The sequence below is a fragment of the Cellulomonas algicola genome, from assembly GCF_003851725.1.
Classification (GTDB): Bacteria; Actinomycetota; Actinomycetes; order Actinomycetales; family Cellulomonadaceae; genus Cellulomonas; species Cellulomonas algicola.
On sequence record NZ_BHYL01000048.1, the window covers coordinates 1 to 23,156 of the forward strand.

The following is a 23,156-nucleotide window of genomic DNA, read 5'->3' on the forward strand; positions in this document are numbered from 1 at the left end:
GCGCGTCGCGCGTCAGCGCCAGGTGTCGTTCAGCGTGAGCGTCCCGGACGACGGCACGGTGACCGTGCGGTTCGTCCCGCCCTCCCACGTCACGGCACCCGACGCGTCCTTGCGGACGTACTTGTACTGCACGGTCGAGCCCGCGGGCAGCGTGACCGACGCCCGCCACACGGGGTAGGCGGCCGGCGAGAGCGGCACGGCGCGCGCCGGGTCCCAGCCGCCGAGGACGGCGGCGTCGCCGACCACGAACACGTTCTGGCCCCACGCCGTCGTGGCCTGGACGCCGAACGAGACGGCGGCGGACGACGAGGTCGGGGTGGGTGTCGGTGTCGGGGTGGGCGTCGGCGTGGTGCCGCACGGGCTGCCCGGGGTGACGACGCCGCCGGCCACGCGGACCGCCGCACCGATGAGCGTGTAGTCCCGCCCGCCGTTGCTGTCCCACGTCCCGGTGCCGTTCGTGAACGCAGCGGTCACGGCGGCGCCGCCCGTCGCGATCTCGCGCGACACCCAGCCGGTGCACGCGGGCGCCATCTCGACGCCGGGCACGGCGGTCCACGCCCCGGAGCCGACGCGGTGGTGGATCCGGTAGGCGGACCAGCCGGGCGTCGTCGCGTAGTAGACGGTCGTGCTCGCGGTCGGCTGCCCGCCGGGACGGCCGACGTGGATCGCGACGGCACCGTGCGCGGGGACGGTCGCGGTGAAGGTGCCCGACGACGACACGGTCACGGTCGACGCGCACGTCGCGGACGCGACGACGTCGCAGTAGGAGCCCGCGGGCATCGACGTCTGGAAGGTGCGCGTGACGGGCTGGTCGTGGTCGTTGAGCGCGACGTAGCCGCGGTCCCCGCGGCCGAACCCGACGAGCTGCGAGCCGTCGTCGGTCCACTGCACGAGCGGCGCGCTGCCGACGGTGTTGTGGAAGCCGACCATGCCCTGCACCTCGGTCCACCGCTGCGTGCAGACCCACCGGCTGTCGGCGCACGACGCGTCGGGCACGCTCGTCGCCGAGGCACCGGGCGCGCCGGCGTCCTTGTCGTCCCACGTGTAGCCGCTGTAGACGGACGGGGCGCCGTAGGGGTGCGCGAGGAGGAACACGTTGGCGAGCCGGTACTCGGCGCCGCGCTTGTAGCTGAGCGTCTCGCCGTTGCGCTCGGTGTCGTGGTTGTCGACGAACGTGCCCGCCGACGACGACGGCAGCAGCCCGTCGGCGATCGTGCGCAGGTTGGCGAGGTTGCCGTCGAACGCGGCCTTGAGCCGCCGGCCGTAGAAGAACTCGTGCGAGTCGCCGCTGCCGAGGTACTCGGACGGCTGGACGGGCTCGCCGCTCGCGCCGATGACCTCGTGCACCCAGAAGACGTCTGGGTTGGTGAGCCGGCTCTTGATCGCGGCGAGGTCGGCGGCGGGGATGTGCTTGGCGGCGTCGATGCGGAAGCCCGCGACGCCGAGGCTCAGCAGGTCGTTGAGGTACCCGGCGAGCCGGTCCCGGACGTACGACGTGCCGGTGCGCAGGTCCTGCAGCGACACCAGCCGGCAGTTCTGCACCTGGTAGCGGTCGCCGTAGTTCGCGATGTTGGACCGGCAGTCGTTGAAGTCCGCGGCGCCGTAGATCCCGGGGAACGAGTCGACGCCGAAGGACGACCCGGCGACGCCGGTGCCGCTCCCCCGGTCCGCGCCGGTCGTGTGGTTGAGCACGGCGTCGGCGATGACGCCGACCCCCGCGGCGCGGCACGTCGCGACCATCGCGCGGAACTCGTCGCGCGTCCCGAGCTTCGACTCGACGCGGTAGCTGACCGGTTGGTACGACGTCCACCACTGCGACCCGGTGACGTGCTCCTGCGGCGGCGACACCTGCACGTACCCGAACCCGGCGGGCCCGATCGTCGAGGAGCACTCGCGGGCGACGGCGTCCCACGTCCACTGGAAGAGGTTGAGGATGACGTCGCCGCGGCCGTTCGCGGACGGCACGACGGGCTGCGGCACAGGTGGTGCCGCTCCGGTCGGCGCGACGGAGGAGGTCAGGCCGGCGCCGGCGACGAGCAGGGCGGCCAGGGCGGCGACGGCGCGTCGCCGGCGTGGTCGGGCGGCACGCGCGGGCGTGCGGGTGGTGGCGGTCACGGAGAGGCTCCGATCGGGCTCGGCGCACGTCGTCGTGCGCGGCTGGGCGTGGGCGGGCGGTCCGGACGTCGAGCTGCGCTGCTCGCCGGGTGGGCGTGGCGTCGGACCGGTTCCGGGTCTCGGAACGGCAGCAACTTCTTGCTGCAACTTGCAGCACCGCGTTGCGGGCGAACGTACCACCGGGGCGACGCCGCGGACAGGGGATGAATCCGGGCCGCCGTCCTGCCCTGCCGTCGGGCGCGCGTGACACGATGCGCGCGTGATCGTGGTGACGACGAACGAGATCCCCGGCTACCGCGTGCAGGCCGTGCTCGGCGAGGTCATGGGCCTGACGGTCCGCTCGACGAACATCGGCGGCAGCCTCACCGCGAGCCTGCGCTCGATCGGCGGCGGGGAGATCCCCGAGTACACGAAGATCATGTACGAGAGCCGGCACGAGGTGATGCGCCGCATGGTCGACGAGGCCCGGCAGCGCGGCGCGAACGCGATCGTCGCGATGCGGTTCGACACCGGGGCCGTCGGGCAGTTCAGCGAGGTGTGCGTCTACGGGACGGCGGTCGTCGCGGAGCCGATCCCGGCGGGCGATGCCGGTGCGACCGGTCAGTCCGCGCACGTCGCCGCGAGCACGCCGCCGCCGGGCGGCTGACGCAGGCGCGGGGAGGGCTGACACGCCACGATCCCCGACCGGCATGCGGTCGAGGATCCTGGCGCCTCAGCCCGGGTTCCGGACGAGGGACGAGCGGTACGGCATCAGCCGACCCGCCGCCGGTACGCGGACATCGCCGCGAGGTAGGCGACGACGAGGATGCCGACGCACCAGCCCAGCGCGACCCAGAGGTCGCTGCCGACGGGCTCGCCCGCGAACAGGTGCTGGATGCTGTCGACGATCGACGTCACCGGCTGGTTCTCGGCGAACCACCGCACGGGCCCGGGCATGGTCTCCGTCGGGACGAACGCGGAGCTGATGAAGGGCAGGAAGATCAGCGGGTAGGAGAACCCCGCGGCTCCGTCGACGGACTTCGCGGTGAGACCGGCGATGACGGCGAGCCACGTGAGCGCGAGCGTGAACAGCGCGAGGATGCCCGCCACACCGAGCCACGCCCCGACCCCGGCCGAGGTCCGGAAGCCCATGAGCAGCCCGACGCCGACGATGATCACGACCGTGATCCCGTTGGCGACGAGCGACGTCAGCACGTGCGCCCACAGCACCGACGAGCGCGCGATCGGCATCGAGTGGAACCGCTCGAAGATGCCGCTCTGCAGGTCCGTGAACAGCCGGACGGCGGTGTACGCGATGCCCGACGCGATCGCGATGAGCAGGATGCCCGGCAGCAGGTAGCTGACGTAGCTCTCGCCACCGGCCTCGATCGCCCCGCCGAACACGTAGACGAACAGCAGCAGCAGGGCGATGGGCGTGAGCGCGGTCGTGATGATCGTGTCGACGCTGCGGCTGATGTGCCGCAGCGAGCGCCCGGTGAGGGCGACGGTGTCGGCGTAGACGTGGGTGCTCATGACTGGTCCTTCCCGGACTCGGTGGTGGCGTGGGTCCCGACGAGCGCGAGGAAGATCTCCTCGAGCGTCGGCTGCTTCTCGACGTACTCGACGGTCGCGGGCGGCAGCAGCGCCTTGAGCTCGGCGAGCGTGCCGTTCGCGATGATGCGGCCCTGGTGGAGGATCGCGATGCGGTCGGCGAGCTGCTCGGCCTCCTCCAGGTACTGCGTGGTGAGCAGGACCGTCGTCCCCTGCCGGGCGAGCCCCTGGATGACCTGCCAGACCTCCTGGCGCGTCTCGGGGTCCAGGCCCGTCGTCGGCTCGTCGAGGAACAGCACGGTCGGGTGCCCGACGAGGCTCATCGCGATGTCCAGGCGCCGCCGCATGCCGCCCGAGTAGGTCGACACGCGCCGGGAGCCGGCCTCGGTGAGGCTGAACTGCGCGAGCAGGTCGTCCGCGATGCGGCCGGGGTCGTCCAGGTGCCGCAGCCGCGCGACGAGCACGAGGTTCTCGCGTCCGGAGAGGATCTCGTCGACCGCGGCGAACTGCCCGGTCAGGCTGATCGACTCGCGGACGTCGCGCGCTGCGACGGTCACGTCGAAGCCGTTGACGACGGCCGTGCCCGCGTCGGGCTTCAGCAGCGTCGACAGGATCCGCACCATCGTCGTCTTGCCGGCGCCGTTCGAGCCGAGCAGGGCGAAGATGCTGCCCGGCGCGACCTCGAGGTCGACGCCGCGCAGGACCTGGAGGTCCTGGAAGGACTTCTCGACGCCGCGCACGCGGATGGCGGGTGAGGTGACGTTCATGAGGTGTCGCGTCCCTTCTGGTGGTGGTGGTGACCGCTCAGCGGGCGTGCTGGACGGTGATGTCGCCCGAGCGCGTGCGCGCCCGGACCGCGACGGTGCGCTCGCCCTCGTCGGGCGCACGCTCGCCGTCGAGCTGGTTGCGGACGCGTCCGTCCTTCGACGACAGGTCGAGCCACGCGGCCACGCCGGGGCGCACACCGACGGCCACCTGGCCGTAGCCGCTCTCGACCTGGATCGACCCGCTCGAGACCTCGGCGACGCGGACGCTGCCGTAGGCCGTCTTCGCGGTGACGGAGCCGAGCGCCCGGTCGATGTCGAGGTCGCCGTACGAGAGCTTCGCGTCGAGGTCGCCCGCGGCCTCCTCGACGCGCACGGACCCGTGCGAGGCCTTGAGCACGGCGTCGCCGTGCACGGTGCCGACCAGGACGCGCCCGTGGTCGGCCGTGATCTCGGCGGCACCCTCGACGCGGTCCACCTCGACGGTGCCGTGCATGGCGCGCACCCACAGGTCGCCGGTGGTGTCGATCCGCACCGAGGAGCTCTTGACCCGGGTGGCGCCGAGCCGACCGACCGTCTGGACGTTGCCGACCGACAGCTCGGCCGTCAGACGCGAGCCGGCGGGCAGCTCGACGACGACGTCGACCGAGTCGGACGGCCCGGGGCCGATCCAGCTGAGCCGCGGCCGCGGCCCGAGGACCGTGAGCCGCCGCCCGTCGAGCTCGACCTTGGTCTCCTCGACCGCACGGTGGTCGGCCTGCTTCGTGGGGTTCGAGGGTGTGACCGTCACGACGGTGTCCGTGCGGTCGCTCGCGACGACGCGCAGGTCCCCGACGGGGACGTGGACCGCGAGGTCGATGGGCTGGGGGGTGCTGTACGTGGGCATGCTGACGCCTCCCGTGGTCAGGGTGTGCTTGTCCCGCCCCGCGGGTCCGCGGGGCTGGTGGTGCTCGAGGAGCTGGTCGTCCCGGGCGTGCGGTGCCCGGCTAGCGGGCCCAGCCGGCGAAGCTGTCGCCGGTGCGCAGCGTGCGCTGCGCGGATCGTCGCTGCTTGGGCTGCAGGGCTGCCGCGATCGCCCGGACGAGCCAGGCGTTGACGGACAGGCCGTCGGCGGTGGCCGCCTCGTCGACGCGCGCCTTGAGCGCGTCGGGGAGACGGAGGGTCGTGCGTGACGTGCTGACGTCGTCGAGGTCGACGGGCGCGGCGGTCACCGCGTTCGCCTCCTCGGCGTCCGCCTCGGACGGGGGCTGCGTGACGACGAACTCGACCTCGCGGCCGCGCAGCCGCACGTCGACCGAGCCGGGTGCGAGGTCACGCGTGATCTCGCCGGCGGCCGCCGACAGGGCGTCGAGCAGGACGAGACGGGTGGCCGCGTCGAGGCCCGCGGCGAGCCGCTCGGCGACGGCGCGGGTGTCGTCCCCGCCGTGCTCGGCGGCGTCCATGAGCTGGCGCTGGAGGTCGCTGACGTACTGCCCGAGTTCCATGACACCTAGCATGACACCACAGTGGTGTCACCACAAGCGTTTGTGGTGTCAAATCTTCGTCAGATGGTGTCACCAGTGACGCGCGGTGGTGTCGCGACAGTGAGACACCGCGTCATGTGCGCTCCGCGGCGCCCTCAGCCTCGCTCGACCGCGTCTTTCCAGCCCTGCGCGTACGCCTCAGCGCTCCCCTGCCGGAACATGTCGTCGTCGCCGGTCCGCACCAGCACGCGCGCGCCCGGCCCGTCGTCCACGGTGACGACGTGCCCCAAGCCGCGGACCACCGCGAGCGGCCGCCCGGCCGCCTTCCCCTTGACCAGCTCGGCCGCCGCGGCGATCTCGTCCGCCACGGCGGTCACGGTCATCGTCAGCGGTCGCCCGAACGAGTCGACCTGCCCGCGCAGGTCGTCGAGCACCGCGACACCCGCCGCGCCGATCGCCAGGTCGGCGACACCCTGACGCCACGGTCGCCCTGCGGTGTCGGACACGACGACGCCGACGCGCACGCCGAACGCCGCGGCGACGGCGACGCGCACCGCGCGTGCGGACGTGTCGGGGTCGACCGGCAGCAGCAGGACCGTGCCGTCGGGCGTGTTGCTCGCGTCGACGCCCGCGGCCGCCATGACGAGGCCGAGCCGGTTCTCGACGATCCGCGTGACCCCGGCGGCGTGCTCGCGCGTCGCGACGACGCGCACGGTCTCGTCGGTGATCGCCTGCTCGCGGTCGGCCGCGGCGACGACGCGCCCCTCGGCCTTCGACACGACCTTGCTGGTGAGCACCAGCACGTCCCCGTCCGCGAGCGCACGGTCCGGCCGGGCCGTCGCGTCGGCGCGCAGCAGGTCGACGAGCAGCGTCGGCAGGTCGTCGCCCGGCCGCACCTCGCCGAGCCCGGCGGGCGCCCAGACCCGCAGCTCGTCCGTCGGGCCGCTGGTCATCGCGACAGCTTCGGCAGCACGTCGGCGCCGAAGACCTCGATCCACTCGCGCTGGTTGCGGCCGACGTTGTGCAGGTAGATCCGGTCGAACCCGAGGTCGACGTACTTCTGGATCTCGGCGCGGTGCACGTCGGGGTCGGACGAGATGACCATGCGGCCCTCGAAGTCCTCGGGGCGCACGAGCCGGGCCATCTGCTCGAAGTCGAACGGCGAGCGGATGTCGGCCTTGGGGAACTTCATGCCGCCGTTGGGCCACTCGCGCATCGCGTTGGCGAGCGCCTCCTCGTCCGTGGGCGCCCACGACATGTGCAGCTGCAGGACCTTGGGCATCGCGTCCGCGTCCCGCCCGGCCTCCCGCGCACCCTCGTGGAACTTGCCGAACAGGCCGCTGATCTTCTCGAGCGGGGCGCCGACCGTGATGAGCCCGTCGGCGTGCTTGCCCGCGCGCTTGGCGGTGACGGGACCGGCGGTCGCGACGAGGATCTCGGGCGCCTCCTCCGGCATGGTCCACAGCCGCGTCGACTCGAGCTTGTAGAACTGCCCGGCGTGCTTGACGTCGCGGCCCGCGAGCGACGCGGTGAAGAGCTTCTTGATGATGTCGATGGCCTCGAACATGCGGTTGATCCGCTCGGGAGCCTCGGGCCAGTACTCGGCGATGATGTGCTCGTTCAGCGCCTCGCCCGAGCCGAGCCCCAGCCAGTGCCGGCCCGGGTACATCGCCGCGAGCGTCGCCGATGCCTGCGCGACCATCGCGGGGTGCCAGCGGAACGTCGGCGCGGTCACGCCGGGCCCGAAGTCGCCGCGGGTCCGCTCACCGACGGCCGTCAGCACGTTCCACACGAACGAGGACTGCCCCTGCGCGGGCACCCACGGCTGGAAGTGGTCGGCCGCCATCACGCCCGAGAAGCCGTGCTCCTCGGCGTGCGCCGACAGGTCCACCGCCTCGGTGGGGTGGAACTGCTCCAGCATCGCCGCGTACCCGACCGTCAGACCGTTCGCCGTCACACCGCTCACCCGCGTCGCTCTCCCTCGTCGTGCCGGGCGGCCCGCCTCGTGCGGGTGGCCCTCCCGCGACACTAACCCCGCCGTGTGTCGCGCGTGTTCCCTCGCGCACAGGGCCGGTCCGCCCGGGGAAACCCGCGCGGGTCCTGGTCGCGGATCTGGGAGGATGTGTGCCCATGAGCGACCTGAACCCGACCGCCCCCACGACGACCCCTGGCACCACGGGCACGCGGGCGGTACCGGACAAGGTCTCGCTCGACGGCCTGGAGGACCGCTGGGACTCCGCGTGGACGGCCCAGGGCCTCTACGCGTTCGACCGCTCGCGCACGCGCGAGGAGATCTACTCGATCGACACCCCGCCCCCGACGGTCTCGGGCTCGCTGCACGTGGGGCACGTGTTCTCGTACACGCACACCGACGTCGTCGCCCGCTTCCGCCGCATGCGCGGCAGCGAGGTGTTCTACCCGATGGGCTGGGACGACAACGGCCTGCCGACCGAGCGCCGCGTGCAGAACTACTACGGCGTGCGCTGCGACCCGTCGCTCCCCTACGTCGAGGGCTTCGTGCCGCCGCACGAGGGAACCGACGGCAAGCCCGTGAAGCCCGCCGACCAGGTGCCGGTGAGCCGCCGCAACTTCGTCGAGCTCTGCGAGCGCCTGACCGCCGACGACGAGCGCCAGTTCGAGGCGCTGTGGCGCCACCTGGGCCTGTCCGTCGACTGGTCGATGACCTACCAGACGGTGTCCGCCGAGGCCCGCGCGGTCGCCCAGCAGGCGTTCCTGCGCAACCTCGCGCGCGGCGAGGCGTACCAGGCCGAGGCGCCGGGCCTGTGGGACGTGACGTTCCAGACGGCGGTCGCGCAGGCCGAGCTCGAGGCCCGCGACTACCCGGGCGCGTTCCACCGCGTGGCCTTCCATCGTGCTGGTGCGGCTGACGCCGCTGAGCCCGTCTACATCGAGACGACGCGACCCGAGCTGCTGCCCGCGTGCGTCGCGCTCATCGCGCACCCCGACGACGAGCGCTACCAGCACCTGTTCGGCACGACGGTGACGTCGCCCCTGTTCGGCGTCGAGCTGCCCGTCCTCGCGCACCCGGCCGCCGAGCCCGACAAGGGCGCCGGCATCGCGATGTGCTGCACCTTCGGCGACCTCACCGACGTGCAGTGGTGGCGCGAGCTGCAGCTCCCCACCCGCTCGGTGGTCGGTCGCGACGGTCGCATCGTCCGCGAGACGCCCGAGTGGCTCACGACGGACGCCGGTCGTGCCGCGTTCGAGGAGCTCGCGGGCAAGACGACGTTCTCGGCACGCGAGGCCGTCGTGAACGGGCTGCGCGCGTCGGGCGACCTGGACGGCGAGCCGCAGGCCACCCAGCGCAAGGCGAACTTCTACGAGAAGGGCGACAAGCCCCTCGAGATCGTCACGAGCCGCCAGTGGTACATCCGCAACGGCGGCCGCGACGCCGACCTGCGCGAGGGCCTGCTCGCGCGTGGCGCGGAGCTCGACTTCCACCCCGACTTCATGCGCGTCCGCTACGAGAACTGGGTCGGCGGCCTCAACGGCGACTGGCTCATCTCGCGGCAGCGGTTCTTCGGCGTGCCGTTCCCGGTCTGGTACCGGCTCGACGAGAACGGCGACCCCGACCACGACGCGCCGCTGCTGCCGACCGAGGACCAGCTGCCGATCGACCCGTCGTCCGACGTGCCCGCGGGCTACACGGCCGACCAGCGCGGCGTCCCCGGCGGCTTCGTCGGCGACCCGGACGTCATGGACACCTGGGCGACCAGCTCGCTGACCCCGCAGATCGTCGGCGGCTGGCGCACCGACCCCGACCTGTTCGCGCGCGTCTTCCCGATGGACCTGCGCCCGCAGGGCCAGGACATCATCCGGACCTGGCTGTTCTCGACCGTGGTCCGCTCGCACCTCGAGCACGGCACCCTGCCGTGGACCGATGCGGCGATCAGCGGCTGGATCCTCGACCCCGACCGCAAGAAGATGTCGAAGTCCAAGGGCAACGTCGTGACGCCCATGGGCCTGCTGGAGGAGCACGGATCCGACGCGGTCCGGTACTGGGCGGCGTCCGCCCGCCTCGGCACGGACGCGGCGTTCGAGGTCGGCCAGATGAAGATCGGCCGCCGCCTCGCGATCAAGATCCTCAACGCGTCGAAGTTCGCGCTGTCGTTCGGCACGGCGGAGCTCGACCCGGCGCTCGTGACCGTGACGCTCGACCGCGCGATGCTCGCCGGGCTCGCCGACGTCGTCGCGAAGGCGACCGAGGCGCTCGAGTCCTACGACCACACGCGCGCGCTCGAGCTGTCGGAGACCTTCTTCTGGACGTTCTGCGACGACTACCTCGAGCTCGTCAAGGACCGCGCGTACGGCGCGGGCGCGCAGGAGGTGTCGGCCGAGACCGCGTCGGCGCGCGCCGCGCTCGGCATCGCGCTCGACACGATGCTGCGCCTGTTCGCGCCCGTGCTGCCGTTCGCGACCGAGGAGGTCTGGTCGTGGTGGCGCGAGGGCTCGGTGCACCGTGCGCCGTGGCCCGACGCCGCGCCGCTGCGGGCCGCCGCGGGTGACGCCGACCCGGGCGTGGTCGCAGCCGCCGGTGCCGCGCTCGCCGCGCTGCGCAAGGTGAAGTCGGAGGCCAAGGTGTCGATGCGCACCGAGATCACCGCGGTGACGCTCGCGGTGCCCGCAGCGCTGCGCGCCGGCGTCGACGTGGCGCTGGACGACGTGCGGGCCGCGGGGCGCGCGGTCGGCTCGCTCGACCTCGTCGAGCAGGACGGCGAGCAGGTCGTCGCGCGCGACGCGGTGCTCGCCGAGCCGCAGCCGAAGGCCGCGCAGGCCTGACGCACCGCGGCGCAGCCGAGCAGACATCCCAGCGACCAGCGACAGGAGCGCGGCAGTGCGCGAGTTCTCCTCCCCCAGCCCGGTCGGCCTCGACCCGCGCGCCAACATCCCGGGGCTGCTCGCGCAGCGGCTCGCGCGTGACCCGGACGGCGTGCTGATCGAACGGTCCACCGGACTCGGCGGGACGTGGGCGCCCGTGACGGTGACGGCCTTCGCCGCCGAGGTGCGCGCCGTCGCCAAGGGCCTCGTCGCGCGCGGGCTCGAGCCCGGCGACCGCGTCGCGCTCATGTCGCGCACCCGGTACGAGTGGACGCTGCTCGACTTCGCGATCTGGGCGGCGGGCGGCGTCGGCGTGCCGGTGTACGAGACGTCGTCGCCCGAGCAGGTGCGGTGGATCGCCGCCGACACGGGCGCACGGATCGCGCTCGTCGAGACCGCGGCGCACGCGAGCGTGGTCGCACAGGTCCGCGACGACCTGCCGGGCCTCGCGCACGTGCTCGTCATCGACGAGGGCGCGGTCGACGGGCTGGTCGCCGAGGGCGCCACGGTGCCGGACGCCGAGATCGAGCGACGTTCGGCGCTGGCCGGCGCGGACGACCTCGCCACCGTCATCTACACGTCCGGCACGACGGGCCGCCCGAAGGGCGTCGAGCTCACGCACGGCAACTTCGTGTTCCACACGCTCAACGGCGTCGACGGGCTGGGCGAGGTGTGCGCGCAGCCGCACTCGCGGACGTTGCTGTTCATGCCGCTCGCGCACGTGTTCGCGCGGTACATCGAGGTCCTGTGCATCCCGTCCGGCGCCGTCCTCGGCCACACGCCCGACACGCGCAACCTGCTGCCGGACCTCGCGGCGTTCCAGCCGACGTTCGTCCTCGCCGTACCGCGCGTGTTCGAGAAGGTCTACAACTCGGCCGAGCAGAAGGCGGGCGGCGGCACGAAGCTGCGGCTGTTCCGCTGGGCGGCGAAGGTCGCGATCGCCTTCTCGCGTGCGCACGACACCCCCGCCGGGCCGTCCGCCGCGCTGAAGGCCCAGCACCGTCTCGCGGGCGCGCTGGTGCACACGAAGCTGCGCGCCGCGCTGGGCGGCAGGGCCGAGTGGGCCATCTCCGGCGGCGCCCCGCTCGGCGAGCGGCTCGGGCACTTCTACCGCGGGATCGGCGTCCGCGTGCTCGAGGGCTACGGCCTGACCGAGACCACCGCACCGACGACGGTCAACCGTCCGGGCCTCACCAAGGTCGGCTCCGTCGGTCCCGCGTTCCCCGGCACGTCCGTGCGGGTCGACGACGACGGCGGCATCTGGATCTCCGGCCCGCACGTCTTCCGCGGCTACCGGCACAACACGGAGGCGACCGCCGAGGCGCTGGTCGACGGCTGGTTCCGCACGGGCGACCTCGGCACGCTCGACGACGACGGCTACCTGCGCATCACGGGCCGCACCAAGGAGATCATCGTGACCGCGGGCGGCAAGAACGTCGCCCCCGCCGTCCTCGAGGACCGGCTGCGCGGCCACCCCATCGTCAGCCAGGTCGTCGTCGTCGGCGACCAGCGTCCGTTCATCGGCGCGCTCGTCACGCTCGACGCCGAGATGCTGCCCGGGTGGTTGTCCAACCACGGCATGCCGCCCATGGACGTCGTCACGGCCGGGTCCGACCCGCGCGTGCTCGAGGCCCTCGACCGCGCCGTCGACCGCGCGAACGAGGCCGTGTCGCGCGCCGAGTCGATCCGCAAGATCCGTGTCCTGCCGACCGACCTCACCGAGGCGAACGGCTACCTCACGCCGTCGCTCAAGGTGAAGCGCGCGCTCGTGCTCAAGGACTTCGCGGCGGACATCGACGCGCTCTACGTCGACACGCGAGAGCACCACGGCTGACCGGCGCGGAGGAGCAACCCCGCCCTCTCCGCGCCGACCACCGCGTCGACCTGTCCGGAGACGGCGTCAGACGACGTTGCGCAGCCGCCGCTGGTCGGCCGACTGCGTCGGCACCGACTCGCTGGGCGTCGACCCGTCCGACCAGCGCAGGACGGCGCCGACCCCGCCGACGAGCTCGACGCTGCCGTCCTCAGCGAATGTGACCCCGGCATCCTGACCCAGCGCGGCCCGCACCAGCGCGACGCCGGCGGGCAGCTTGCGGCGCGCGTCGCCGGACACGCCGAGCGCGTCGAGGTCGGCGATGCTCGTGCCGAGCTGGAGCGGCTCGGGTCCGACCCACAGCTCCTTGTCCGCGAGGGCGCCCGTGAGCGTCGACTCGTGCAGCACGAGCTCGTCGACCTGCCCCCGACGCAGCACCTCGATCACGTCGTCGAGCGCGGTGACCGCGCCGTCGCCCCGGCCCTGCCCCTCCCGGAACCGCGCGAGCACGGCCTCGCGCCGCCGGTTGCGGAACGAGTCGAGCGCGTCGGCGACCTTGGCGGCGAACGCGTCCCGCTTGACGCCCTCGCCCCGCGCGCCACCCGGCACCTCGACGAGGACGGCGCGCACGTGCTGGTCGACCTCGTCGCGCACGAGCGCGACGGCGCGCACGTCGCCCGTGAGCACGACGAGGTCGGGCGACCGTTCGGCCACCCGCTTGCCCAGGACCGCCGCGACCGCCTCCGCGTTGCGCTCCCACGAGTCCTCGGCGCGGGTCTGGTTCCGCCGCGACAGCGCGCCGTCCTTGACCTTGTGCACGTCGTCGTGGCCACCGTCGACGTGCTCGACCTCGGACGCGTCGCCGGTCCGTGCGCCGTCGCCGGTGTGCCACGTGAGGTCCGCGCCGTTGCGGTCCACCTCGACGAGCACGTGGTGCACGCCCTCCTCGGCCGCGCGCACGGCCGGCAGCAGCGCGGGCGCCGGTCCGAACACCGCGCTCGACTGCGCGGGGGGCTCCGACAGCACGCGGTCGACGCGCACGCCCTCGGCGTCGGCGACGATGACGCGACCGTGCGGGCCCTTGACGCCGGTCGGCACGGCGAACCGCTCGCCGATCTCGTCCAGCACGGCCGCGGGTGCGCCGTCGCGCTCGAGCGTCCGGCGGACGGCCCGCCAGCGGTCGGCCGCCTCGGCCTCCCCCGCGACGTCGGCACGCGTCACGTCCAGGTAGACGGTCGTGAACGGAGCCGGGCGCCCGAGGAGGGGCTTCAGCCAGTGCAGGTCCATGCAGCACCTCGTGAGTGGTCGACGGTCCTCGGCGACCGCGGGCGCAGCGGACCCGCGCGTCCTGCCGGGGCTGACGTACCTACCCTCGTCCGGATGCGCGCGGCGCGCCACCCCTGACGGGTCGCGACCGCGCCGGCGTCACGGCTGCTGCGCGCGCTCCGCGGCGTGGTCCTGCGCGATGGCCTCGTGGTGGCGGATGACCTCCTCGACGATGAACGCGAGGAACTTCTCCGCGAACACCGGGTCGAGGTCCGCCTGGTGCGCGAGCTCGCGCAGGCGCGCGACCTGCTGCTCCTCACGGCCCGGGTCCGACGGCGGGAGCCCGCGCTCGGCCTTGAGGACGCCGACCTGCTGGGTCGCCTTGAACCGCTCGGCGAGCAGGTACACGAGCGCCGCGTCGATGTTGTCGATGCTGTGGCGCAGCCGCGCCAGCTCAGTGGGGATCGGTGCCGGCAGGTCGCTCACGCCCGCGATCCTAGGCGCACCCCCTCGGCATCGGCCGGACGGTCCGCCGCTGACCAGCACATGGGACGACTCGTCCCATTCGTCCGTTTCACCGCTACGGTCGCGCGACCGACCGGAGCAGGGGGACGCGACGGGTGGGGCGGCAGGAGGGCGCACGAGCGCCGCTCGGGCCGCACGGGTCGCGTGGTCGAGGTGCGTACGGGCCGGCTGACGCCGGCGTGCGTGCGGGGCCGGCGCCCGCCCGCGTCGCGGCCGTCCCGGCCTCCCCCTGTGCGGTCGACCACCGAACCGTCGCCGTCGCGCACCCGCGCACGGCCCCGCCGCCGGCCTGCCCGGCCACCGCACGAAGGAGCACGTCGTGACCCGACGTCGTACCGCCCTCGCCGCCACCGCGACCGCCGCGGCCGCCCTGCTGACCGCGTGCGCCGCGGACGGCGCGTCCGGCGGCGGGTCGACGCCCGCCGACGGCACGGCGACGACCGTCCGGGTCGCCGACGTCTCCACGGCCAACCACCTGACCCTCGGCCGCACGTCGGGGCTCGTCGACGACGCGCTCGACGAGGCGGGCGTGGCGGCGCAGTGGCTCGGGCCCTACACGGTCCCGTCGGTCGCGTACGACGCGCTGCTCACCGACCAGGCGGACGTGACGACGACCGACGCGGCCCAGCTGCTGACGTGGGCGGCCGAGGAGCGCGACGTCGTCGCGTTCGCGGTGGAGACGACCTCGGGCGACGACCAGGGAGTCGTCGTCGGCGCGGGGGTCCCGGTCACCGGCGTCGCGGACCTGCGCGGCCTGACGGTCGCCGTCGGCCCGACGCCCGGCGGTGTCGGGGACTACGTCCTGGCGAAGGCGCTCGCCACGGTCGGCCTCACGAGCGACGACGTCCAGCGGGTGTACCTCAGCGAGTCGGACGCGACCGCGGAATTCGTGGCCGGTACGGTCGACGCGTGGGCGACGGCCGACGAGCACTTCGCGACCGCGCAGAGCACGCCGGGAGCGGTCGTCGTCGCGCGGGGCGACCAGGTCGGCTCGAACGACGCCACCGTGCATGTCGTGTCGCGGACGTTCGCGCACGAGCACCCGGAGGCGGTCCGGGCGCTGTTCGACGGTCTCGCCGCCCAGGCCGCGGCGGTCGAGGACAAGCCGTCCGCCATCACGGACCTGTACTCGCGCGCCGGCGCGCCGGGCGACGCGATCAAGGTGATCGGCACGTTCGACGTACCGGAGGTGGCGCCCCTGGACGACGCCGGCGTCGAGCGCCTGCGGGCCTTCGCGGACGACCTCGTGGAGCTCGGGTTCCTGGCCGTGGAGCCGCACATGGCGCACGCGGTCCACGACGTGACGGCCGGGTCCGGCTCGTAGGTCGGGGCAACCGCCGAGGTGGCCCGCGCACGGATCGCCGTGCCACGATGCGGGCACCGGCCACGATGCCCGAGGTGACGACATGAGCCTTGCGTCGACCCTGCCCGACCTGCGTCCGTACGCGCTGCCGCCCGGCGACGTGCTGGCCTCGCTCGACACGGACGCGCGCGGCCTGACGGCGGCCGACGCCGAGCGACGCCTCGCCGAGACGGGCCCGAACCGCCTGCCGGAGCCGGCGAGGGCGCACCCGGTGGTCCGCTTCCTCCAGCACTTCGACGACGTCCTCATCTACATCCTGCTCGCCGCGGCGGTCCTCAAGGCGTTCCTGGGCGACTGGGTCGACTTCACGGTCATCCTCGTCGTCGCCGTCGCGAACGCGGTCGTCGGCTTCCTCCAGGAGGGTCAGGCGGAGCGCGCGCTCGACGGGATCCGCACGATGCTGTCGCTCGACGCCACAGCGCTGCGCGACGGGCACTGGTCGACGGTCGCCGCGGAGAGCCTCGTGCCGGGCGACGTGGTGCGCGTGCGGTCCGGTGACAAGGTGCCGGCGGACGCGCGCCTGCTGGACGAGACGAACCTCCAGGTCGACGAGTCGGCGTTGACGGGCGAGTCGGTGCCCGCGGTCAAGGACGTCGCGGCGGTCGGGACGGACGCGGGCGTGGGCGACCGGTCCAGCATGCTGTTCAGCGGCACGATCGTCGCCGCAGGGACGGCGACCGCGGTCGTGACGGCGACGGGCGCGCGCACCGAGATCGGCCGCATCCAGGCGCTCGTCGCGGACGTCGACCACCTCGACACGCCCCTCAAGCAGCAGCTCAACCGGCTCGGGACGCTGCTGTCGCGCGGCATCCTCGTGATGGCCGCGCTCATGCTGGTCATCGGCCGGGTGATCCACGACTGGGACCCGCCCGAGCTCATCTCGGCTGCGATCGGGTTCGCCGTCGCGGCCGTGCCGGAAGGGCTGCCGGCGCTCGTCACGATCACGCTCGCGCTGGGTGTGCAGCAGATGGCGCGCCGCCACGCGATCACCCGCAAGCTGCCCGCGGTCGAGGTGCTGGGGTCCGTCACCACGATCTGCTCGGACAAGACCGGGACGCTGACGAGGAACGAGATGACGGCGCGCACCGTGGTCACCGCGGAGCGCACGTACGACGTCGAGGGCCTGGGCTACGAACCGACCGGCCGGGTCACGCGCGACGGCGCGACGGCGCGCCTCGCAGACCACCCCGACCTGCGTGCGCTCGTCGAGGCCGCGGCGCTCTGCAACGACGCGCGCGTCGTGGCCGACGAGGCCGGGCACTGGCGTGTCGTCGGGCAGCCGACCGAGGGGGCGCTCACGACGCTCGCGCTGAAGTCCGGTGCGGACGTCGGCGACGCGTCGCGCCTGGCCGAGGTGCCGTTCGAGTCGGCGAACAAGCTGTCCGCGACCCTCGACCGACTCCCGGGCGACGGCCTGGGTGACGACGTGCTCCGCGTGCACGTGCTGGGCGCACCCGACCGCCTGCTCGACCGCTCGACCGCGCAGCGCGGACCCGACGGGCGGCCCGAGCCCCTCGACGTCGCCCGGTGGGAGGCGACGATCGACGAGCTCGGCGGGCAGGGCCTGCGCGTGCTCGCGGCCGCGGCACGGCCCGCCGACCCCGGCGCCTCCGCGCTCGACCTCGACGACCTGCACGACCTGGTCCTGCTCGGCGTCGTCGGCATCGTCGACCCGCCCCGCCCCGAGGCCGTCGCGGCCATCGCGGACTGCCACCGCGCCGGCATCGCCGTGAAGATGATCACCGGCGACCACGCGGGCACGGCGGTCGCGATCGCGCGTGAGCTCGGCATCGTCCGCCCCGGAGAGGAGGTCCGGGCGCTGACGGGCGCCGAGCTCGAGGCGATGAGCCAGGAGGAGCTCCGGGTGCACGTCCAGGACGTCGACGTCTACGCGCGCACGAGCCCCGAGCACAAGATCCGCATCGTGCGCGCGCTGCAGTCGCACCGCGAGGTCGTCGCGATGACCGGCGACGGCGTGAACGACGCACCCGCCCTGACGCGCGCCGACGTCGGCATCGCCATGGGCATCAAGGGCACCGAGGCGACGAAGGAGGCCGCGGAGATCGTCCTCGCCGACGACAACTTCGCGACCATCGAGCGGGCCGTCGAGGAGGGGCGGCGGATCTACGACAACATCCGCAAGTCCGTCGTCTTCCTGCTGCCCACCAACGGCGCGCAGTCGCTCGTCATCCTCGTCGCCGTGCTGTTCGGTCTCGCGCTGCCGCTGTCCCCCGTGCAGATCCTCTGGGTCAACCTCGTCACGGCCGTGACGCTGTCGCTCGCGCTCGCCTACGAGCCCGCGGAGGCCGGGGTCATGGACCGGCCGCCGCGCTCACCGTCCGAGTCCGTCCTGTCCGGGCGCTCGCTCGTCCTCGTCGTGTGCGCGTCGCTGCTCATCGGCGGCGCGACCCTCGGCGTCTACCTCGTCGAGAAGAACCTCGGCTCGACCGACGGCGTGGCGCAGACCAGCGCCGTCACGATGCTCGCGCTCGGGCAGGTCGCGTTCCTGTTCTCGTGCCGGTTCCTGCACGCGTCGAGCCTGACGCCCCGCGTGCTCGTCGGGAACACGGTCGTGTGGGTCGCGGTCGGCACGCTCCTCGCGCTGCAGGTGGTGTTCGTCTACGCGCCCTTCATGCACGACTGGTTCGAGTCCGCCCCGATCGCGCCGCGCGACTGGGCGCTCACGGCCGCGATCGCCGTCGGCGTGCTGGTCCTCGTCGAGGCCGTCAAGGCGCTCGGCCGCCGCTCCCCCGGGCGGCGCTGACCCGCCTCCGCCGGGTGGCGGCTCAGGCGCTCTTCTCGCGCGGCGTCCGCTTGTCGCGCGGCGTCTCCCGCGGCACGAGCGTCGGGTTCACGTTGTCCAGGACGACGTCCTGCGTGATGACGACCCGGGCGACGTCGTCGCGGCTCGGGACCTCGAACATCACCTGCTGGAGGACCTCCTCCATGATCGCCCGCAGACCGCGCGCGCCGGTCCCGCGCAGGAGCGCCTGGTCGGCGATCGCGGCGACGGCCTCGTCCTCGAACTCGAGCTCGACGCCGTCGATCTCGAACATCCGCTGGTACTGCTTGACGAGCGCGTTGCGCGGCTCGGACAGGATCCGCACGAGCGCGCTCTGGTCGAGCCGCGACACGGCGGCGACGACGGGCAGACGCCCGATGAACTCGGGGATCAGCCCGTACTTCTGCAGGTCCTCGGGGCGGACCTCGGCGAACAGGTCGCCCTCGTCGTGCGACTCGAGCAGCGGGGCGCCGAAGCCGACGACGCGCTTGCGCGCGCGGGCGGCGATGATGTCGTCCAGCCCGGAGAACGCGCCGGCCACGATGAACAGGACGTTCGTCGTGTCGATCTGGATGAACTCCTGGTGCGGGTGCTTGCGACCGCCTTGCGGCGGGACCGAGGCGGTCGTGCCCTCGATGATCTTCAGGAGCGCCTGCTGGACGCCCTCGCCGGAGACGTCGCGCGTGATCGACGGGTTCTCGCTCTTGCGGGCGATCTTGTCGATCTCGTCGATGTAGATGATCCCCTGCTCGGCCTTCTTGACGTCGTAGTCGGCGGCCTGGATGAGCTTGAGGAGGATGTTCTCGACGTCCTCGCCGACGTAGCCGGCCTCCGTCAGCGCGGTCGCGTCGGCGATCGCGAACGGGACGTTGAGCATGCGGGCCAGCGTCTGCGCGAGGTACGTCTTGCCGGTGCCCGTGGGGCCGACCAGCAGGATGTTCGACTTCGCGATCTCGACGTGGTCGTCCGAGCTGCGTCCCAGCTCACCGGCCTGGACGCGCTTGTAGTGGTTGTACACCGAGACCGACAGCGCCCGCTTCGCGGACTCCTGGCCGATGATGTACTGCTCGAGGAAGTCGAAGATCTCCTTCGGCTTGGGCAGCTCGACCATGCCGACCTCGGTGGCCTCGGCGAGCTCTTCCTCGATGATCTCGTTGCACAGCTCGATGCACTCGTCGCAGATGTACACGCCGGGGCCCGCGATGAGCTTCTTCACCTGCTTCTGGGACTTCCCGCAGAACGAGCACTTGAGGAGATCGGCTCCGTCCCCGATTCGAGCCACGTGTGTCCCCTTCCTCCGTGTCCGCCCTCCGCCCGTCGGGCGGTGCGTCGTCCCCGTCGCACCCGCGGGTGCGACGTCCTCCCATTGCACACCACGCGGGGCCCGATGTCAGCCGAACCCCGCCGTGGCGCGCGGCGTGTCCCTCGGACGGTCGTCCGGATTGTCCGACCGTCGGGACCTGCGTCCCCCACCGGGACACCGCCGGACCGGGCGGTCACGGCGGCGTCCGTCGGGTGTCAGGCGGTCGGCTGCACGACCGTCGGGTGCGCGCCCTTGCGGCTCTCGAGCACCTGGTCGACGATCCCGTACTCCAGCGCCTGCTGCGCGGTGAGGATCTTGTCGCGCTCGATGTCCTTGCGGACCAGCTCGATGTCGCGGCCCGTGTGGTGCGCGATCGTCTGCTCGAGCCACTCGCGCATGCGGATGAGCTCGTTGGCGTGGATCTCGATGTCGGAGGCCTGCGCGTAGCCGCCGCCCTCCATCGCGGGCTGGTGGATCAGCACCCGTGCGTTGGGCAGCGCCAGACGCTTGCCGGGCGAGCCCGCCGCGAGCAGCACCGCGGCCGCCGACGCCGCCTGCCCGAGGCAGACCGTCACGAGCTGCGGCTTGATGTACTGCATCGTGTCGTAGATGGCTGTCAGCGCCGTGAACGAGCCACCGGGCGAGTTGATGTACAGCGTGATGTCGCGGTCCGGGTCCGTGCTCTCGAGCACGAGCAGCTGGGCCATGACGTCGTCCGCGGACGCGTCGTCCACCTGCACGCCGAGGAAGATGATCCGGTCCTCGAACAGCTTGGTGTAGGGGTCCTGGCGCTTGAACCCGTAGGCCGTGCGCTCCTCGAACTGCGGCAGCACGTAGCGGCCGACGGGGCCCTGCGGGGCCTGGCCGCCCGGACCGGCGAGCCGGCCCGCACGGGCGATGAACTGGGACTCGATGCTCACGAGGGTCTCCTCAGAAGGTCGCGGAAGGGTCGTCGGGTCGGGGCGCCGCTCAGGCGGTGCCGCCGCCGCCCGTGACGGACCCCGCCGTCTCGACGACGTGGTCGATGAAGCCGTACTCGAGGGCCTCGGGCGCCGTGAACCAGCGGTCGCGGTCCGCGTCGGAGTTGATCTGCTCCACGCTCTTGCCGGTCTGCTCGGCCGTCAGCTCGGCGAGCACCGTCTTCATGTGGAGGATCAGCTGCGCGTTGATGCGCACGTCGGTCGCCGTGCCGCCGATGCCGCCCGAGGGCTGGTGCATCATGACGCGCGCGTGCGGCGTGGCGTAGCGCTTGCCCTTGGCGCCCGACGAGAGCAGGAACTGCCCCATCGACGCGGCCATGCCCATCGCGATGGTCGCGACGTCCGGCTGGATGTACTGCATGGTGTCGTAGATCGCCATGCCCGCGGTGATCGAGCCACCCGGCGAGTTGATGTACAGCCAGATGTCCTTGTCGGGGTCCTCGGCGGCCAGCAGCATCATCTGCGCGCAGATGGCGTTCGCGTTCTCGTCGCGCACCTCGGAGCCGAGCCAGATGATCCGCTCGCGGAGCAGTCGGTTGTAGATGGAGTCGTTGAGGCCGAGACCCGGGGAGTCTGCCCGGGCCATCGCCGGCACCTGCACGTTCACGAAGGCTCCTTCGTCTGGCGTTCGCGTCCTTCGACGCACTGTCCTGCGGGTGGTGCTGCACCGGGCCGTCGGGACGTCCCCTGCCGGCCGTGCGCTGCTGCGACCCTAACGCGCACGAGGCGCCGGTCAGGGCCCCGCGGCCGGGGGTTTCGCTGTCGGCGCAGTCCCGACGGCGAGGGCCCCGCACCGACCTGCGGTACGGGGCCCTCGACGGGTGCGTCCGGTCGCCCGGACGGCGGATCAGGCCTTGGCGTCCTCGGTCTCGACCGGCGCGTCCGCGATACCGGAGATGTCGGTCGCGGCGTCGGTCGTCGCACCCGCGGCGGCCTGCTCGGCGGCGTCGGCGGCGGCGTCCTCCTCGTCCGTGCCGATGAATTCCGACAGGTCGACGGCCGTGCCGGCGCCGTCGGTCACGGCGACGCGGCGCAGCGCGACGGCGAGGGCCTTGGAGCGGGCGACCTCGGCGACCATCGCCGGGATCTGGCCCTGCTGGTCGACGGTCTGGATGAACGTGTTCGGGTCCATGCCGTACTGGCGCGAGGCGCTCACCAGGTAGTCGAGCAGCTCCTGCTGGCTGATCTTGATCTCGAGCTGCTCGGCGAGCGTGTCGAGAAGGATCTGGTTGCGCAGCGCGGTCGTCGCCTGCTCGCCGACCTCGGCACGGTGCTCGTCGTCCTCCAGGCGGCCCTCGCCCTCGAGGTGACGGTGCACCTCGGCGTCGACGACGCCCTGCGGCACGGGGATCTCGGTGCCCTCGAGGAGCTTCTCGAGCAGCAGGTCGCGGGCCTGGACGGCCTGGTTCGACGCCTTGATGCGCGACGCCTGCTCGCGCAGGTCCGCCGTGAGCTCGTCGAGCGTGTCGAACTCGGACGCGAGCTGCGCGAAGTCGTCGTCGGCGTCGGGGAGCTGGCGCTCCTTGACGTTCGTCGCGGTGACGGAGACCTGCGCCTCCTCGCCGGCGTGCTCGCCGCCCGCGAGGCTCGTGACGAACGTCGTCGTCTCGCCCGCGGACAGGCCGGTGAGCGCCTCGTCGAGGCCCTCGAGCATGTTGCCCGAGCCGATCTGGTAGCTGACGCCGGAGACCGAGTCGACCTCGTCGCCGTTGATCGTGGCGGTCAGGTCGAGCACGACGAAGTCGCCCTCGGCGGCCGGGCGGTCGACGCCGACCAGCGTGCCGAAGCGCTCGCGCAGCGCGTCGAGACGGCCCTGCACGTCCTCGTCGGAGACCTCGACGTCGTCGACCGTGAGGGTCAGGCCGTCGAGCGCCGGGACGGTGATCTCGGGGCGGACCTCGACCTCGGCGGTGAAGTGCAGCTCGCCCTGGTCCTCGCCGGCGACGAGGCCGGGGACCTTGGTGACCTCGACCTCGGGCTGACCGAGCGGGCGCAGCTTGTTGTCGCGGACGGCCTCGGCGTAGAAGCCGGACAGGCCCTCGTTGACGGCGTGCTCGATGACGGCCGGACGACCGACGCGCTGGTCGATGATGCGCGGGGGCACCTTGCCCTTGCGGAAGCCCGGCACGTTGACCTGCTCGGCGATGTGCTGGTACGCGTGCTCGATGCTCGGCTTGAGCTCGTCGTAGGTCACCTCGACGGTCAGCTTGACCTTGGTCGGGTCCAGGGTCTCGACGGCGCTCTTCACTTCGATGGTCTCCAACTGATTCGGGTGGGTACCGGCGAGTGCGGCGCCGGACGGTTCGGGCGGCGCTGCCTGCCGGCACGCGCACGCGACCCTCGATGGTACGCCACGGCGACGAGCCGCCGCCAAAGCCGCCCGCCGGGGACGGGGCCGCCGGGGACGCCCCCG

18 protein-coding genes are annotated in these 23,156 nt (G+C 72.9%); 5 read left to right on the top strand and 13 right to left on the bottom strand.

All coding sequences use genetic code 11. The features are described 5' to 3' along the window. Window positions 1-12: 12 nt before the first annotated feature. On the bottom strand, window positions 13-2,115 hold the full coding sequence (locus CTKZ_RS03295) for a carbohydrate-binding module family 20 domain-containing protein (protein WP_235843244.1): 2,103 nt from the start codon (window positions 2,113-2,115) through the stop codon (window positions 13-15). 259 nt (window positions 2,116-2,374) lie between these two features. Between CTKZ_RS03295 and CTKZ_RS03300 the strand changes: the two genes are divergently transcribed. Next, window positions 2,375-2,761: a YbjQ family protein gene (locus CTKZ_RS03300; protein WP_124341598.1), complete on the top strand. Its 387-nt coding sequence runs from the start codon at window positions 2,375-2,377 to the stop codon at window positions 2,759-2,761. A 104-nt stretch (window positions 2,762-2,865) separates the two neighbouring features. Here CTKZ_RS03300 and CTKZ_RS03305 read toward each other — a convergent pair whose 3' ends face one another. The 6 genes from CTKZ_RS03305 to CTKZ_RS03330 all read right to left on the bottom strand — a co-directional run bounded on the left by CTKZ_RS03305 (window position 2,866) and on the right by CTKZ_RS03330 (window position 7,793). Then, a complete protein-coding gene (locus CTKZ_RS03305) occupies window positions 2,866-3,627 on the bottom strand; it encodes an ABC transporter permease (protein ID WP_124341599.1) in 762 nt (253 codons plus the stop codon). After that, window positions 3,624-4,412 (bottom strand): ABC transporter ATP-binding protein, encoded by a 789-nt coding sequence (locus CTKZ_RS03310; RefSeq protein ID WP_124341600.1) that lies wholly within the window; start codon window positions 4,410-4,412, stop codon window positions 3,624-3,626. The genes CTKZ_RS03305 and CTKZ_RS03310 overlap by 4 nt, the downstream gene beginning before the upstream one ends. Before the next feature lie 37 nt (window positions 4,413-4,449). Further along, window positions 4,450-5,295 (bottom strand): DUF4097 family beta strand repeat-containing protein, encoded by an 846-nt coding sequence (locus tag CTKZ_RS03315; RefSeq protein ID WP_124341601.1) that lies wholly within the window; start codon window positions 5,293-5,295, stop codon window positions 4,450-4,452. A gap of 100 nt (window positions 5,296-5,395) precedes the next feature. Then, window positions 5,396-5,893, bottom strand: coding sequence for a type II toxin-antitoxin system HicB family antitoxin (locus CTKZ_RS03320; RefSeq protein WP_124341602.1), 498 nt, complete (start codon window positions 5,891-5,893; stop codon window positions 5,396-5,398). Window positions 5,894-6,027: 134 nt separating this feature from the next. Beyond that, window positions 6,028-6,825, bottom strand: a complete 798-nt coding sequence (locus tag CTKZ_RS03325; RefSeq protein ID WP_124341603.1) for a coenzyme F420-0:L-glutamate ligase — start codon at window positions 6,823-6,825, stop codon at window positions 6,028-6,030. Beyond that, on the bottom strand, window positions 6,822-7,793 hold the full coding sequence (locus tag CTKZ_RS03330) for a TIGR03557 family F420-dependent LLM class oxidoreductase (protein WP_124341618.1): 972 nt from the start codon (window positions 7,791-7,793) through the stop codon (window positions 6,822-6,824). The genes CTKZ_RS03325 and CTKZ_RS03330 overlap by 4 nt, the downstream gene beginning before the upstream one ends. A gap of 209 nt (window positions 7,794-8,002) precedes the next feature. Between CTKZ_RS03330 and valS the strand changes: the two genes are divergently transcribed. Then, complete coding sequence (gene valS / locus CTKZ_RS03335; protein ID WP_124341604.1) at window positions 8,003-10,672, top strand: valine--tRNA ligase; 2,670 nt, start codon at window positions 8,003-8,005, stop codon at window positions 10,670-10,672. A gap of 55 nt (window positions 10,673-10,727) precedes the next feature. Next, window positions 10,728-12,545, top strand: coding sequence for an AMP-dependent synthetase/ligase (locus CTKZ_RS03340; protein WP_124341605.1), 1,818 nt, complete (start codon window positions 10,728-10,730; stop codon window positions 12,543-12,545). Window positions 12,546-12,611: 66 nt separating this feature from the next. Here the strand turns inward: CTKZ_RS03340 and CTKZ_RS03345 are convergent, their stop codons facing one another. Both CTKZ_RS03345 and CTKZ_RS03350 read right to left on the bottom strand, forming a co-directional pair. After that, window positions 12,612-13,811 (bottom strand): baeRF2 domain-containing protein, encoded by a 1,200-nt coding sequence (locus tag CTKZ_RS03345; protein ID WP_124341606.1) that lies wholly within the window; start codon window positions 13,809-13,811, stop codon window positions 12,612-12,614. A 138-nt stretch (window positions 13,812-13,949) separates the two neighbouring features. Further along, a complete protein-coding gene (locus CTKZ_RS03350) occupies window positions 13,950-14,276 on the bottom strand; it encodes a chorismate mutase (RefSeq protein ID WP_124341607.1) in 327 nt (108 codons plus the stop codon). A 358-nt stretch (window positions 14,277-14,634) separates the two neighbouring features. Between CTKZ_RS03350 and CTKZ_RS03355 the strand changes: the two genes are divergently transcribed. Continuing rightward, complete coding sequence (locus tag CTKZ_RS03355) at window positions 14,635-15,639, top strand: ABC transporter substrate-binding protein (protein ID WP_160142816.1); 1,005 nt, start codon at window positions 14,635-14,637, stop codon at window positions 15,637-15,639. Window positions 15,640-15,721: 82 nt separating this feature from the next. Next, window positions 15,722-18,442 carry a cation-translocating P-type ATPase gene (locus CTKZ_RS03360; protein WP_124341609.1) on the top strand — a complete coding sequence of 907 codons (2,721 nt, stop codon included), beginning with the start codon at window positions 15,722-15,724 and terminating at the stop codon, window positions 18,440-18,442. Window positions 18,443-18,464: 22 nt separating this feature from the next. Here CTKZ_RS03360 and clpX read toward each other — a convergent pair whose 3' ends face one another. The 4 genes from clpX to tig form a co-directional block, all read right to left on the bottom strand. Beyond that, window positions 18,465-19,742 (bottom strand): ATP-dependent Clp protease ATP-binding subunit ClpX, encoded by a 1,278-nt coding sequence (gene clpX, locus CTKZ_RS03365; protein WP_124341610.1) that lies wholly within the window; start codon window positions 19,740-19,742, stop codon window positions 18,465-18,467. 236 nt (window positions 19,743-19,978) lie between these two features. Further along, the gene (locus tag CTKZ_RS03370; protein ID WP_124341611.1) at window positions 19,979-20,683 is read right to left on the bottom strand and encodes an ATP-dependent Clp protease proteolytic subunit; all 705 of its coding nucleotides are present in this window, start codon (window positions 20,681-20,683) and stop codon (window positions 19,979-19,981) included. A 49-nt stretch (window positions 20,684-20,732) separates the two neighbouring features. Next, complete coding sequence (locus CTKZ_RS03375; RefSeq protein WP_371852313.1) at window positions 20,733-21,350, bottom strand: ATP-dependent Clp protease proteolytic subunit; 618 nt, start codon at window positions 21,348-21,350, stop codon at window positions 20,733-20,735. A 240-nt stretch (window positions 21,351-21,590) separates the two neighbouring features. Then, window positions 21,591-22,991 carry a trigger factor gene (gene tig, locus CTKZ_RS03380; protein WP_124341620.1) on the bottom strand — a complete coding sequence of 467 codons (1,401 nt, stop codon included), beginning with the start codon at window positions 22,989-22,991 and terminating at the stop codon, window positions 21,591-21,593. Between the last annotated feature and the right edge of the window lie 165 nt (window positions 22,992-23,156).

Bases quoted from the DNA above. Each gene is read 5' to 3' on its own strand.
- CTKZ_RS03305 (WP_124341599.1), bottom strand. From the start codon at position 3,627: ATGAGCACCCACGTCTACGCCGACACCGTCGCCCTCACCGGGCGCTCG.
- CTKZ_RS03310 (WP_124341600.1), bottom strand. From the start codon at position 4,412: ATGAACGTCACCTCACCCGCCATCCGCGTGCGCGGCGTCGAGAAGTCC.
- CTKZ_RS03315 (WP_124341601.1), bottom strand. From the start codon at position 5,295: ATGCCCACGTACAGCACCCCCCAGCCCATCGACCTCGCGGTCCACGTC.
- CTKZ_RS03320 (WP_124341602.1), bottom strand. From the start codon at position 5,893: ATGGAACTCGGGCAGTACGTCAGCGACCTCCAGCGCCAGCTCATGGAC.
- CTKZ_RS03325 (WP_124341603.1), bottom strand. From the start codon at position 6,825: ATGACCAGCGGCCCGACGGACGAGCTGCGGGTCTGGGCGCCCGCCGGG.
- CTKZ_RS03330 (WP_124341618.1), bottom strand. From the start codon at position 7,793: ATGCTGGAGCAGTTCCACCCCACCGAGGCGGTGGACCTGTCGGCGCAC.
- valS (WP_124341604.1), top strand. From the start codon at position 8,003: ATGAGCGACCTGAACCCGACCGCCCCCACGACGACCCCTGGCACCACG.
- CTKZ_RS03345 (WP_124341606.1), bottom strand. From the start codon at position 13,811: ATGGACCTGCACTGGCTGAAGCCCCTCCTCGGGCGCCCGGCTCCGTTC.
- CTKZ_RS03360 (WP_124341609.1), top strand. From the start codon at position 15,722: ATGAGCCTTGCGTCGACCCTGCCCGACCTGCGTCCGTACGCGCTGCCG.